Below are 12,268 nucleotides of genomic sequence, written 5' to 3'. Positions count from 1 at the left end.
GTTTTTGCGGCTCGGTTTGCGCGCCAGCCGGTGTGAGCAGAGGGGCGAGCGCTAGTTTGTCCCCGCCTTTTCGGAACGCGGGTGGCTGATCGGCCACCAATGGAAGCTGTCTTTTTGCAGTAGTTCATCGGCCGCTTTCGGCCCCATTGAACCCGCCTCATAGTTCGGGAAATCGGCCGCTTTTGTGTTGGCCCACACGTCAGAAATCGGGTCGATAAATTGCCATGACGCCGCCACCTCATCCCAGTGGGTGAAGTTCGTCGCATCGCCGCGCATGCAGTCGTACAGCAGCTTTTCGTACGCTTCCGGCGTGTTGATGCCGTCGATGCAGTTGTTGCAGTAATCGAGTTGAAACGGGGCGGTTATCGTCGTTGACTCCCCGGTTTTTTTGCCGTTTAAGTGAAGGGTGATCCCTTCATCCGGCTGGATGTGAATAACGAGCAAGTTCGGGGCGATCGTTTCGTTTGTCCGGTAGTATAAGTTCATCGGTACATCTTTGAATTGGACGACGATTTTCGTTGACTTTTCCGCCATTCGCTTGCCGGTGCGGATGTAAAACGGCACCCCGGCCCAGCGGAAGTTGTCGATCAGGAGCTTCCCGGCGACAAACGTTTCCGTGTTTGAATCTGGATCGACGTTCGCTTCCTCGCGGTACGCTGGAACGGCTTTGCCGTGGATCACCCCGCTCCCGTATTGGCCGCGCACGAAATAGCGGTCGACGTCATCGTGGGAAATTGGGCGCAAGGCGCGCAACACTTTCACTTTTTCGTGGCGGATGTCATCGGTCGTTAATTTGATCGGCGGCTCCATCGCCAAAAGCGCGACCATTTGCAGCATATGGTTTTGCACCATGTCGCGCAGCGCACCGGAATGGTCGTAGTAGCGGCCGCGATCTTCCACGCCGAGCGTTTCGCTCGATGTAATTTGAATGTTGGCGATGAACCGGTTGTTCCAGAGCGGCTCGAAAATGGCGTTCGAGAAGCGGATGACCTCGATGTTTTGCACCATTTCTTTGCCGAGGTAATGGTCGATCCGGTAAATTTCCCGTTCGGAAAAGACGCGGCGAATCTCATCATTCAGCTTTTCGGCACTCGCCAAGTCATGCCCGAACGGTTTTTCGATGACAAGCCGTTTAAAGCCGCGCGTTTCCGACAGTCCTTCCGACTGCAAGCGGGAAGTGACGGTGCCGAAAAATTCCGGCGCCATCGCCAAGTAAAAAATGCGGTTGCCTTCGGTCGCATATGTGCCATCGAGCTGTTCGAGGAGCGACTTTAAGCGTTGGTACGACTCGGCTTCCGTCACATCGAACGGGTGGTAATAGAAATGGGAGATGAATCGCTCGTCCGCGAGCGGTTGCTGAAACGCCGTTTCAACCGAGTCGCGCACATAGTTTCGGAACTCGTCGGCCGACAACGGGCGGCGCGCGACGCCAACGACAGCGAATCTCTCGTTCAAATGCCCTTTTTCATACAGGCGGTAAAGAGACGGAAACAGCTTCCGTTTCGCCAAATCTCCCGTCGCTCCGAAAATGACGATGATCGATTTCGGGTTCATATTGTCCACCGTATGTACCTCGCTTTTGCCAAATTGACGTCTTCAATGAAACCATTGTAGAGGTTTGCCGGACAGAACGCAAATACTTTGTTGCGTTCCGAGGGCAGAGACCTTTGCCGGATAGGGCGCAAGGATTTGATTGCGTTCCGGCGGCGGAGACGTTGGCCGGACGAAACGCTAAGGTTTGGTTGTGTTCCGGCGACAGAGACTTTTGCCGGATAGGGCGCAAGGATTTGATTGCGTTCCGGCGGCGGAGACGTTGGCCGGACGAAACGCTAAAATTTGATTGCGTTTTGGCGACCAGGCGCGCCCATTCATAAAGCCGCACGGTGCTGAGCCGGCGGTGGTAGAGCGCAAAAGGAAGTTGAAAAGCCGTTCCGACATTGGTACGCTAACAACAGGCAACGTTGAGCGAGAACAAGGAGGGACGCCTGTTGGAACTGTTGTTTTTAGGCACCGGTGCCGGCGTGCCGGCGAAAGAGCGCAACGTCTCATCCGTCGCCTTGCAGCTGCTCGACGAACGGGGAGCGACATGGCTGTTTGATTGTGGCGAGGCGACGCAGCATCAAATTTTGCATACCGCCATTCGTCCGCGCCGCATCGAGCATATTTTGATTACGCACTTGCATGGCGACCATCTATTCGGCTTGCCGGGGCTGCTCGGCAGCCGTTCGTTCCAAAGCGGTGAGACGCCGCTCACTGTGTTTGGTCCGCGCGGTCTGCGCGCGTTTGTCGAAACGGCGCTCGCTGTCAGCGGAACGAAGCTTCGTTATGAACTGAACATTGCCGAGATCGAGGAAGGCGTTATTTTTGATGATGAAACGTTTCAAGTGATCGCCAAACGGCTCGATCACGGCATCCCGTCTTATGGCTTCCGCGTTGTCGAAAAAGACTTGCCCGGCCCGCTCTTGGTTGACCGGCTGCGAGCGCTCGGCGTCCGCCCCGGCCCGATTTATCAACAGATTAAGCAAGGAAAAACGGTCGTGCTCGAGGACGGCACCGTGCTTGACGGGCGCGAGTTTGTCGGCCCGCCGCAAAAAGGGCGAATCGTCACCGTGCTAGGCGACACCCGCTTTTGCGAAGCGGCGATTGAGCTCGCCCGCGATGCCGATGTCGTCGTCCACGAAGCGACGTTTGCCGCGGCGGAGCAGCAGCTAGCCCATGACTATTTTCATTCTACGACCATCGATGCGGCCGAGGTGGCGAGGCGGGCGCGGGCGAAACGGCTCATTTTAACCCATATCAGCTCCCGCTACCAAGGTGCGGCGGCGCAGCAGCTCGTCGCCGAGGCGCGCCGCGTATTTCCGAACACGGAGCTTGCGGCTGATTTCGCTTCGTTTTCGATCCCGCGCGGTTAAAACCGCCAGCCGCGCTCGTATTGCACCGGCGCTTCGATGCTCACTCCGAGCTCCCTTGCCGCGGCGTACGGCCAATACGGGTTGCGCAGCAGCTCGCGCCCTAAAAAGACGAGATCGGCGCGGCCGTTGCGCAGCACTTCTTCCGCCTGCCAGCCGGAGGTGATCAAGCCGACGGCGCCGGTCGGGATGTCTGCTTCGCGGCGGATCAGTTCGGCAAACGGCACTTGGTAGCCGGGATAAACGTCGATGCGCGCCGGCACGACGGCGCCGGAGCTGACATCGATGAGGTCGACGCCTTGTTCTTTCATGCGTTTGGCGTACGGAACGTAGTCGCTGGCTGTCAGCCCGTCCGGATGGTAGTCGGACGCTGAGATGCGGACAAACAGCGGGCCGTCCCACACTTCGCGGACCGCATCGATCACTTCACCTAAGAAACGGTAGCGGTTTTCCGGCGAGCCGCCGTATTCATCTTGGCGGTGATTGGCGAGCGGCGATAAAAATTCGTTGATCAAGTAGCCATGAGCGGCATGAATTTCAATGACGTCAAAGCCGGCTTCCTTCGCGCGGCGCGCGCCGTTTTGGAACGCTTGCACCGTCTCTTCGATGTCCGCTTTGGTCATTTCTTTCGGTGTGCGCGACGATTCTTGGAACGGAATGGCGGACGGGGCGATGATCTCTCCCGGCACTTCCGCTTTTCGGCCGGCGTGGGCAAGCTGGATGCCGATGGCGGCTCCATGCTCTTTCACAAGCCCGACGAGTTCGCGAAGTCCGGGGATATGGTCATCGCTCCAAATGCCTAAGTCGCGTTCAGAAATGCGGCCTTGCGGCGTCACGCCGGTCGCTTCGACGATGATGAGGCCAACTTGGCCGACGGCGCGCGCCGGGTAATGGATTTTATGCCATGTGCGCACCGTGCCGTCTTTTGTCTCGCATGAATACATGCACATCGGCGACATGACGATTCGGTTTTTCAGTGTCAGCCCGCCGATCGTATACGGCGAAAACAGCATCGTGTTCATGACAAGCAGCTCCTTTCTATGCCACGGAATGGTTCATGACTGATGATAGCATGCCGCTTGCCAAAAACAAAATGAAACGGATTGCCGCCCTGTTCGAATTAGGCAGAAAAGAGCGGTGCCCCGGGGCCATCGTGTTTACGCTTCGGCGATGGCGGCGAGCAGAGCGCTGCCGAGCTCTTCGGAGCGGGCCGTCGCCCGGCGGATGCAAGCGATGACTGCTTCTTGGAACTGGTACTGCTCAAGCACGCCAATGCCGGCTTCAGTCGTGCCGCCCGGGCTCGTCACTTCGCGGCGCAGGACGGACGGATGTTTGTCGGACGCTTTTAGCATCTCGGCTGCGCCGATGATCGTTTGCAAAATGAGCGGTTTGGCGACATCGCGCTCAAGGCCGATGTCGGCCGCCGCTTTTTCCATCGCTTCGACCAAGTAGTACACATACGCCGGGCCGCTTCCGGACAGGCCGGTGACCGCGTGCAAGTCGCGTTCCGGCACTACAGCGACGATGCCGACCGTTTCAAACAGTTGTTTGGCCACCTCGAGATGTTCTTTCGCGGCGAAGCGGCCGCCGGCGATCGCGGTCGCCGATAAGCCGACGGCGGCGGATGTGTTCGGCATCGCGCGCACGACAGGGATGTCGCGTCCGGCGAGCCGTTCGATCGTTTCAGTCGTGACGCCGGCCAGCAGCGAAAGGATGAGCGGGTTGGCACAAAGGGCGGGGGTGATGGTGTTCATCGCTTCGGCAACGTCTTTTGGCTTCATTGCCAAAACGATGATGTCCGCCTGTTCGGCGGCTTCACGGGCGTTTGGGGCCACCCGCACTCCGTAGCGGCGCGCCAGTTCCTCGAGACGGGCGCGGTTTTGCCGATTGGCAACGATGACGTCGGTTGGGCGGCAAAAAGCTTTCGTCATGCCGGCGATGAGCGCTTCCGCCATCGAGCCGGCGCCGATCAGCGCAATCGTCTGTCCGTTGTTCATCTTTTCACTCCTCCTTCGCTTGCGGGTGTCAGGGCAAAAGAAAAAGGTTTTCCGTCCTTGCAAAAGGACGGAAAACCTTCGTTTCCGCGGTACCACCTTTTTTGGCCTAGCTTGGCCCAAGCGCCAAACAGGCCCGACTCTGTCCCGATAACGCTGGGAATGCGTTTAGGTTGGCCTAACAGCTCCTAGGGTAGGTTCAACCGCAAAGAGGGCAGCAAAGCCTTCCAGCCGCGGGCTTCGCTCTCTGGTGCCGTTTGCGGTTTACTGGCCCTGTTCATCGCCGGTTTGGCCGTATCGGTGATGTTATTTGTCATTATGCCGCGGGACAAGGCTGGTTGTCAAGAGAGAAGCGCGAATTTTTTGGCCATTTCCGAAGTGCGGCAGAAAAAGGAATGACAAACGTATGAAATCGTTGTAAACTGTAAAATAACAAGATTTGTGAATCATCATTCAGTTTGGTTCGATGTCTGAACGGATCGCTACCGAACTGAAGGGAAAGAAGGGAATGCGATGAACGAGGAACGAGTGCATCGGATCACGGTGCCGACGCCGTTTCCGGTCGGCGATGTGCATATGTACGTAATCGCTGGCGATCGGCTGACGTTAGTGGATGCCGGAGTGAAAACGGAAGAAGCGTGGCAGCGATTTGTCCATCGTCTCGCTGAGATCGGCTACCGGCCGGAGGAGATCGAGCAAATCGTGATCACCCATCACCATCCAGACCATGTCGGGCTGCTGGATTATTTTCCGCACGCCCCGATCATCGGCCATCCGAAAGCCGACCCGTTTTTGCGCCGGGAGCGGGCGTTTATGGAGCGGTACGTCCGCTTTTTTGAAGGTTTTTTCACCGAATGCGGCGTCGATCGTCGCTTGTTTAGCCGGCTGTCCAAAGAAGGCGGATCGCTTCGCTACGCGAGCCGGCGGGCTGTTGATATCGCCGTGACCGACGGGGATGCGGTTCCCGGTTTGCCACGGTGGCGCGTGATCGAAACGCCGGGCCATGCGCAAAGCCATATCGTTCTCTATCGCGAGGAGGATGGTTTGTTGATCGGCGGCGACCATTTGCTCGTCCATATTTCCCCGAATCCGATGATGGAGCCGCCGGCGGAAGGGGAGACGGAGCGGCCGAAGCCGTTGCTGCAATACAACGAGTCGCTTGAGAAAATGCTGAACTACGACATCGTTCGTTCGTTAAACGGCCATGGCGATGATGCGACCGACATCCGAAGCCTTGTTCGCGAGCGGTTGACGAAGCAGCGCCAGCGCGCCGAGCGAGTGCTCGACATGGTGAAGGAACGCCCGCAAACGGTGTTTGACGTGTGCCAAAAGCTGTTCCCATCGGTTTACGAACGGCAGTTGATGCTGACGATGTCGGAGACGATCGGCCAGCTTGATTATCTCGAGGCGAACGGATACGTGACGAAAAAACAGGAAGCCGGCCGTTACGTCTATGAAGCGGCGGGGGTGTCGGTATGCGGTTGAAGGGTCGTCATGTCGTCATTACTGGAGCGTCGGGAGGAATCGGCGAGCACATCGCTGATGAAGCGGCGCGCCAAGGGGCGCTGCCGGTGCTGTTGGCGCGCAGTGAAGGAAAGCTGAAAGAAATCAGCGCGCGGATTGAGGCACAGACCGGCATTCGTCCGCGCTATGCGCGGCTGGATGTCGGCGACCGGGAAATGGTTGAGGCCGTTTTTTCCCGGTTGATGGCGGAGTTGGAAACGGTTGATGTGTTGGTCAATAACGCGGGGTTTGGCGTCTTTCGCTATGTCGAGGACATCGACTTGGCGGAAATGGAGCGAATGTTTGCCGTCAACGTCTTCGGCCTCATCGCCTGCACGAAGGCGGTGTATCCGCACATGAAAGAGCGCAAGGGCGGCCATATTATCAACATCGCCTCGCAGGCGGGAAAAATCGCCACGCCCAAATCAAGCGTCTACTCTGCGACGAAACATGCGGTTCTCGGTTTTACAGACAGCCTCCGCCTCGAGGCGGCGCGCTTCGGCATTTTTGTCACCGCCGTCAACCCCGGGCCGGTGGAGACAAACTTTTTTTCTGCGGCTGATGAATCGGGAGAGTATGTGCGCAATGTCTCGCGTTGGATGTTAAGGCCGGAGGCGGTGGCAAGGCGCGTGGTTGCCGCGATGATGACGCCGACGCGCGAGGTGAATATGCCGCGTTGGATGGACTTCGGCAGCCGGCTGTACCGGCTCGCTCCGGGGCTTGTGGAAAAGGTGGCAAAGCGGGCGTTTTTCCAAAAGTAAACGGCTGGCCTCGTGTGGGCCAGCCGTTTCATTTCTGTGAAAATGCCGAACGGGCGCGCATTTTCATCCCCGGGTGGAGGGCAGACCGCTGCCCATGGAACTTTTCGGTAAAAATTGCAGGACTGGTACGGACGTTCATCCCCGGGTGGGGGAAGAACGCGCTGCCTATGGATCTTTCCCGTAAAAATCTTGCGGCGGCGAGCAGTGATGGTCATCCCAATTGGGGACACATACTGTCTCGCGGTGGAGATGTCAATCAAGCGCCGGTCATAAACCGGTAAACGGCGTCATGGACGAGCTCATACATGTCGGCGTTTCGCTGTTTTTCTTTGGCGGCGGCGATTTGGGCGCAAAGCTGCCGGAGATCATCCTCATCAAGCGGCATCATCTCGTCGCTATAGCCATAGTGCCGTAAACAGTTGCGCACTTGTTTTTGCAGCCATCGTTCATCCATCGGTTTCACCGTCCGTTGTGAAAGTTGGGCAAGGTTTTGATGTAAGGGGGAACGGCCGCTTCTTACTGTTCATCCGTTTTCGGTGACGGGGCGCGGACGACCGACTGAAAGCGGCCTTTGTGCGAACCGTCGCAAAACGGTTTGTTGTTCGACAGCCCACAGCGACAGAGCGAAAACGTTTGTTTTGTCACAAACGGCTTTCCTTCTCCATCGAGCAGTTCCACCTCACCGGTGACTCGCAGCGAGCCGTTGTCGTTCACTTTGATTTGCACTTTTGCCATCGGATTTTCCTCCTTTTCGTTTTGACAGTCTTGCATGCCAACGGGTAGAATAGTAAAGAAACAAACGGAAAAAGGAGCAACGATGAGCGTGAACATCACGTTTACTGATGCAGCAAAACAAACGCTTACCCCTATTGTAGCCAAATCGGGGCGGCAGTTAAAGCTCAACTATGACACCGACGGCTGCGGCTGTTTGGTCGATGGCGTGCCGGCGCTATGGCTCGTTGATAAGGTGGATGAAGACGATGTCGTCGTCGAGACGAATTTCGTGCCGGTGCTCGTGGAACGGCCGCGCCTCATCTTTTTTGATGAGGAGATGACGATTGACATCAAGCCAGGGACGACCGTTTTTCAGCTCAAAAGCCCAAGGCAAATCTTGAACGGCCATATGCCGCTTGTCGAGGTGACAGCCGGCCATGAACGGTAAGCTCGAGCAGCTCGCAAAGGTGGCGAAGCAAAAAACATGGGTGTCGTTCACCCATGAAAACGACCCGTACAGCCTGCTTCATTGGTCGGTCGCCGGTCCGTACCAAGACAAAAAGGACGTGTGGCTTTTGCAAAATGAGATGACGTTTGAAACGAGAGAGTTTGCGACGCTTGATGACGCGATCGCTTGGCTCGGCGAGCATATGCCGCACATTACCGAGGTGTTGTAAAAACCGTAACCGGGCCGGTTACGGTTTTTCTATGATCTTTCTTATTGCGGGCTGTTTTGCCGCTTTGTCGGGTGGATCGCTTTTTCCAGCTCTTCTTTGCCGATGACCGGTTTGACCGTATCGGCGGACGGTTTTCCTTTTTGAGCGCGGTTTTTCGTCATTGGTCATCTCTCCTTTTCCATGTCGTTTCGTTGTATTGTTTGACAAACAAGCGGCTGTTATGCAAGGGGGTGAACATCGTGAAAACAGAGGCGAGGCGGAGAAAAGAGCGAGAGCAGTCGACGGTGACGCTCGCTGACCGGCTTGGCGCCGACATTGAAGCGAAGCTGCTTGCGAAAAAGAGGGCGCTTGCCGAGGAACAACAGCGGCAGCGGGCGGCGGAAGAAGCACGGCGCCGCGAGGAAGCGCGCCGGCGCGACGAGCGAAAGTCGTTTGCTGAGCTACTTGAAGAAAGCGAGCTTGACTGGCGCAAGTTTAAATAAAAGGAGGACACGATTGATGCTGTTTACGTTGCGGACGCGCCGCCCGCTGGAAGCCGCCCAGCTCTCGGCTATGGCCCAATCGGTCGGCTACTTGCTGTCGGCGGCCGGCCCGCCGCTGTTTGGGGCGCTGTATGATGCAGCCGGTCATTTTCTCCCACCCCTCGTTTTATTGCTAGCCGTTTGCGCGGCCATGATCGTGTTTGGCCTAGGGGCGGCAAGGGACAAGTATGTAGATGATAAGGTTGCCTGATGAAAAGGGAAACAGGATGAAAAAAAGAGCCCACAAGCGGCCATGTTGGCGCTGTGGGCTCTTTTTTTCATCGGTGCATGTCATAGATCGAGCGCTTCGTTACTTGTTTTAACCATTCGTATTCGTCAGCGTCAAGCGGCGGGGCGAAAGCGGCGGAGATGTTTTCCTCAAGCTGCTCGAGCCGGCTCGCCCCCGGAATGACGGCGGCAACGACCGAGTCATGCAGGCAAAATTGCAGCGCGGTCGCGGTCAAGGAACGGCGGCCGGCCGTTTTTTCTTTCAGCTTTGGGATGAGCGCCTGCAAGTCTTCGTATGAATAATCGAGGTAGCCGTGTTCTTTCACCGCCGCCTGCGCCGCTTCGAGCGGGCGGTTGGTGAGCAAGCCTTTAGCGACCGGACCGCGGGCGATGACGCTGATGTTATGTTCGCGCAAGAGCGGAAACCACTCTTCCGGGCGGCGGTCGAGCAAGCTGTATTGCATCATGACGCTGACGATGTTCGAGCGCTTCACGTATTCGCGGATGACGTTCGGGCGGATCGAGGAGATGCCGTACCAGCGGATGACGCCTTCTCGCTTCAGCTCTTCGAACGCTTCGATCGTTTCGTCAATCGGGTCGTCGATCGTGCCGCCATGGAGCTGGTATAAATCAATGTAGTCCGTTTGCAGGCGGCGCAGGCTGTCTTTGACCGCTTGTTTGATATAGGCTTTTGACGGATCCCAATCCCAACCGCTCCCGTCCGCGCGCCAACGGTTGCCGACCTTGGTGGCGATGATCACTTGGTCGCGTTTTCCTTTCACCGCTTTGCCGACCAATTCCTCGTTTAAGCCGCGGTCGTATAAATCGGCTGTATCCAAGTAGTTGATGCCGCGCTCCAGCGCTTCGTGAATGAGGCGGATCGCCTCGCGTTCGTCGGTGCCGAGCGACATGCAGCCGAGCCCGATTTCACTGACATATAAGTCGGATGTGCCGATGCGGCGCTTTTTCACCTTGCCAGCCTCCTTTGTCCATGGATGATACGTTCATTGTACAACGGAGGCGAAAAAATGGCCAACTTTGTAGTACAATGGAAAAGAGTCCACCAATCGATAGGGGAGAATGAAGAGATGGAAAAGTTGTATGAAAAAACGGTCCGCAAAGAGAAACTGTTCAGCGGCCGCATCATTGACTTGTATATCGAGGAAGTCGAGCTGCCAAACGGGAAAATGAGCCGGCGCGAGGTGATCAAACACCCGGGGGCGGTGGCGGTGCTGCCGCTGTTGCCGAACGGGAACATCGTTCTTGTCCGCCAGTACCGAAAAGCGCTCGAGCGCGCATTGGTCGAGATTCCGGCGGGCAAGCTAGAACATGGGGAAGAGCCGCTCGCTTCCGCACGACGCGAGCTTGAAGAAGAAACCGGCTACCGGGCCCGTTCGCTGCGCCATCTCATTTCGTTTTATACGTCGCCCGGTTTTGCCGATGAGCTCATCCATTTGTACGTTGCGGAAGGGCTCGAAAAAGTCGAAGATGGCGCCGGGTTGGATGAAGATGAGTTCGTCGAACTGCTAGAAGTGACATTGGAGGAGGCGCTTGCGATGCTTGAACGACGCGACATTTACGATGCGAAAACGGCGTACGCCTTGCAATATTTGCAGCTGCGCCGCGCGCTAGGGGAGCAAAATGGCGCATAACAAAAACGAGGGCGGCCTCGGCCGCTATTACGCGGATTTACATATCCACATCGGCCGCACCGCTTCCGGCCGCCCGGTGAAAATTACGGGGGCGCGGACGTTGACGTTGGCCAACATCTTGCATGAGGCGGCTGAGGTGAAAGGAATCGACATCATCGGCGTCATTGACAGCCATGTGCCCGACGTGCTGGACGAGCTGGAGCAGGCGATGGAGAAGCACGGGTGGCGCGAACATGAGGAAGGCGGCGTCAGCGCCGGAAAGGTGACGCTTTTGTTGGGCAGCGAAATCGAAGTATATGACGGCCATTGCCATGGACCGATCCACGTCCTCGTTTTTTTGCCGACCGTTCAGGCGATGCGCACGTTTTCCCGCTGGCTTGGCCAACGGGTGAAGAACATATCGCTCAGTTCGCAGCGCATTTACGCCTCCGGCCGCGAGCTGCAAGCTGCCGCGAAAGAGCACGGCGGCTGGTTCATTCCCGCGCACGCGTTCACCCCGTTTAAAAGCTTGTACGGAAAAGGGGTCCAACACAGCTTGACAGAAGTGTTTGACCCGGATCGGATCGATGCCATTGAGCTTGGGTTAAGCGCCGATACGGCGATGGCAGACCAAATCGCCGAATTGCACCGTTATCCGTATTTGACGAACTCTGATGCCCATTCATTGCGAAAAATCGCCCGCGAATATGAGCAAGTGCGGCTCGCCGCCCCGACGTTTGCGGAGTTGGAAAAAGCGCTCCGCGGTGAAGACGGGCGTACGATCATCGCCAATTACGGCTTGAATCCAAAGCTTGGTAAATATCACCGAACGGTGTGCGAACGCTGCCTTGCGCCGGTCTCGCCTGAGGCTGAGCGCTGTCCGGCGTGCGGCCACCACCGCTTTGTTAAGGGGGTATTCGACCGGCTTGCGGAGTTGAAAACGGCGGAGCACGGACCGAAGCGGCCGCCGTATATTTATCAAGTGCCGCTTGAATTCATCCCCGGTCTTGGCCCGAAGGCGTATGAAAAGTTGCTCGCCCGCTTTGGCACCGAAATGAGCGTGCTGCATGAGGCGGCGGAAGAAGCGCTGGCCGAGACGGTCGGGGAAAAGCTCGCCCGGCTGATCGTGCTCGCCCGCAGCGGGGCGCTCGCCATCGAAGCCGGTGGCGGCGGAAAATATGGAAAAGTGCAGGAGAGCTGAGCGCGAAGAAAGCGTTGGCGGCGAAAGGTAGGCAAACGTGCGGCCGTTTGCCGAGCGCAGGCGGAGCGATGGGGATGGAAAGCGGGATGTCCGGCGCGGCGGCGGTCCCGCTTTTTCGAAAAACAGTCA

15 protein-coding genes are annotated in these 12,268 nt (G+C 57.3%); 9 read left to right on the top strand and 6 right to left on the bottom strand.

Annotated elements, in window-relative coordinates:
• Positions 1-51 precede the first annotated feature (51 nt).
• Complete coding sequence (gene zwf, locus GC56T2_RS11375; protein ID WP_144975274.1) at positions 52-1,563, bottom strand: glucose-6-phosphate dehydrogenase; 1,512 nt, start codon at positions 1,561-1,563, stop codon at positions 52-54.
• 425 nt (positions 1,564-1,988) lie between these two features.
• Here zwf and rnz point away from each other — a divergent pair, with 425 nt between their 5' ends.
• Positions 1,989-2,912, top strand: coding sequence for a ribonuclease Z (rnz, locus tag GC56T2_RS11370; protein WP_144975272.1), 924 nt, complete (start codon positions 1,989-1,991; stop codon positions 2,910-2,912).
• On the opposite strand, the gene namA is transcribed toward rnz, so the two are convergent.
• Positions 2,909-3,931 (bottom strand): NADPH dehydrogenase NamA, encoded by a 1,023-nt coding sequence (gene namA, locus GC56T2_RS11365; protein WP_144975270.1) that lies wholly within the window; start codon positions 3,929-3,931, stop codon positions 2,909-2,911. The two genes, rnz and namA, sit on opposite strands and share 4 nt — an antisense overlap.
• A 135-nt stretch (positions 3,932-4,066) precedes the next feature.
• Positions 4,067-4,906, bottom strand: coding sequence for a pyrroline-5-carboxylate reductase ProI (gene proI, locus GC56T2_RS11360; protein ID WP_144975268.1), 840 nt, complete (start codon positions 4,904-4,906; stop codon positions 4,067-4,069).
• A 510-nt stretch (positions 4,907-5,416) separates the two neighbouring features.
• Between proI and GC56T2_RS11355 the strand changes: the two genes are divergently transcribed.
• On the top strand, positions 5,417-6,388 hold the full coding sequence (locus tag GC56T2_RS11355; protein WP_033023549.1) for an MBL fold metallo-hydrolase: 972 nt from the start codon (positions 5,417-5,419) through the stop codon (positions 6,386-6,388).
• Positions 6,379-7,167: an SDR family NAD(P)-dependent oxidoreductase gene (locus GC56T2_RS11350; protein ID WP_144975266.1), complete on the top strand. Its 789-nt coding sequence runs from the start codon at positions 6,379-6,381 to the stop codon at positions 7,165-7,167. The genes GC56T2_RS11355 and GC56T2_RS11350 overlap by 10 nt, the downstream gene beginning before the upstream one ends.
• 256 nt (positions 7,168-7,423) lie before the next feature.
• Here GC56T2_RS11350 and GC56T2_RS11345 read toward each other — a convergent pair whose 3' ends face one another.
• A complete protein-coding gene (locus GC56T2_RS11345; RefSeq protein ID WP_144975263.1) occupies positions 7,424-7,621 on the bottom strand; it encodes a YqzH family protein in 198 nt (65 codons plus the stop codon).
• Positions 7,622-7,683: 62 nt separating this feature from the next.
• Positions 7,684-7,902: a CDGSH iron-sulfur domain-containing protein gene (locus tag GC56T2_RS11340; protein ID WP_144975261.1), complete on the bottom strand. Its 219-nt coding sequence runs from the start codon at positions 7,900-7,902 to the stop codon at positions 7,684-7,686.
• An 82-nt stretch (positions 7,903-7,984) separates the two neighbouring features.
• Here GC56T2_RS11340 and GC56T2_RS11335 point away from each other — a divergent pair, with 82 nt between their 5' ends.
• From GC56T2_RS11335 to GC56T2_RS11320, 4 genes are all read left to right on the top strand, one after another.
• Positions 7,985-8,329, top strand: coding sequence for an iron-sulfur cluster biosynthesis family protein (locus GC56T2_RS11335; protein ID WP_144975259.1), 345 nt, complete (start codon positions 7,985-7,987; stop codon positions 8,327-8,329).
• The gene (locus tag GC56T2_RS11330; RefSeq protein ID WP_033023546.1) at positions 8,319-8,558 is read left to right on the top strand and encodes a YqkC family protein; all 240 of its coding nucleotides are present in this window, start codon (positions 8,319-8,321) and stop codon (positions 8,556-8,558) included. The genes GC56T2_RS11335 and GC56T2_RS11330 overlap by 11 nt, the downstream gene beginning before the upstream one ends.
• 239 nt (positions 8,559-8,797) lie before the next feature.
• A complete protein-coding gene (locus GC56T2_RS11325; protein WP_172706138.1) occupies positions 8,798-9,040 on the top strand; it encodes a YqkE family protein in 243 nt (80 codons plus the stop codon).
• A gap of 16 nt (positions 9,041-9,056) precedes the next feature.
• Positions 9,057-9,290 (top strand): hypothetical protein, encoded by a 234-nt coding sequence (locus tag GC56T2_RS11320; RefSeq protein ID WP_255516078.1) that lies wholly within the window; start codon positions 9,057-9,059, stop codon positions 9,288-9,290.
• 67 nt (positions 9,291-9,357) lie between these two features.
• On the opposite strand, the gene GC56T2_RS11315 is transcribed toward GC56T2_RS11320, so the two are convergent.
• Positions 9,358-10,278: an aldo/keto reductase gene (locus GC56T2_RS11315; RefSeq protein ID WP_144975257.1), complete on the bottom strand. Its 921-nt coding sequence runs from the start codon at positions 10,276-10,278 to the stop codon at positions 9,358-9,360.
• Positions 10,279-10,395: 117 nt separating this feature from the next.
• Here GC56T2_RS11315 and GC56T2_RS11310 point away from each other — a divergent pair, with 117 nt between their 5' ends.
• Positions 10,396-10,959, top strand: coding sequence for an NUDIX domain-containing protein (locus tag GC56T2_RS11310; RefSeq protein WP_144975255.1), 564 nt, complete (start codon positions 10,396-10,398; stop codon positions 10,957-10,959).
• Positions 10,949-12,139: an endonuclease Q family protein gene (locus GC56T2_RS11305; RefSeq protein WP_144975253.1), complete on the top strand. Its 1,191-nt coding sequence runs from the start codon at positions 10,949-10,951 to the stop codon at positions 12,137-12,139. The genes GC56T2_RS11310 and GC56T2_RS11305 overlap by 11 nt, the downstream gene beginning before the upstream one ends.
• The last annotated feature ends 129 nt before the right edge of the window (positions 12,140-12,268 follow it).

The sequence above is a fragment of the Geobacillus sp. C56-T2 genome, from assembly GCF_007829715.1.
Taxonomy (GTDB): domain Bacteria; phylum Bacillota; class Bacilli; order Bacillales; family Anoxybacillaceae; genus Geobacillus; species Geobacillus icigianus.
Note: the sequence above shows the minus strand (reverse complement) of the source record. Positions and strands in the feature narration are given on the sequence as shown.

Excerpts from the sequence above, each read along its gene's own strand:
- GC56T2_RS11350 (WP_144975266.1), top strand. The coding sequence starts at position 6,379 with ATGCGGTTGAAGGGTCGTCATGTCGTCATTACTGGAGCGTCGGGAGGA.
- GC56T2_RS11345 (WP_144975263.1), bottom strand. The coding sequence starts at position 7,621 with ATGGATGAACGATGGCTGCAAAAACAAGTGCGCAACTGTTTACGGCAC.
- namA (WP_144975270.1), bottom strand. The coding sequence starts at position 3,931 with ATGAACACGATGCTGTTTTCGCCGTATACGATCGGCGGGCTGACACTG.
- GC56T2_RS11340 (WP_144975261.1), bottom strand. The coding sequence starts at position 7,902 with ATGGCAAAAGTGCAAATCAAAGTGAACGACAACGGCTCGCTGCGAGTC.
- proI (WP_144975268.1), bottom strand. The coding sequence starts at position 4,906 with ATGAACAACGGACAGACGATTGCGCTGATCGGCGCCGGCTCGATGGCG.
- GC56T2_RS11335 (WP_144975259.1), top strand. The coding sequence starts at position 7,985 with ATGAGCGTGAACATCACGTTTACTGATGCAGCAAAACAAACGCTTACC.
- GC56T2_RS11330 (WP_033023546.1), top strand. The coding sequence starts at position 8,319 with ATGAACGGTAAGCTCGAGCAGCTCGCAAAGGTGGCGAAGCAAAAAACA.
- GC56T2_RS11305 (WP_144975253.1), top strand. The coding sequence starts at position 10,949 with ATGGCGCATAACAAAAACGAGGGCGGCCTCGGCCGCTATTACGCGGAT.
- GC56T2_RS11355 (WP_033023549.1), top strand. The coding sequence starts at position 5,417 with ATGAACGAGGAACGAGTGCATCGGATCACGGTGCCGACGCCGTTTCCG.
- GC56T2_RS11320 (WP_255516078.1), top strand. The coding sequence starts at position 9,057 with ATGCTGTTTACGTTGCGGACGCGCCGCCCGCTGGAAGCCGCCCAGCTC.
- GC56T2_RS11310 (WP_144975255.1), top strand. The coding sequence starts at position 10,396 with ATGGAAAAGTTGTATGAAAAAACGGTCCGCAAAGAGAAACTGTTCAGC.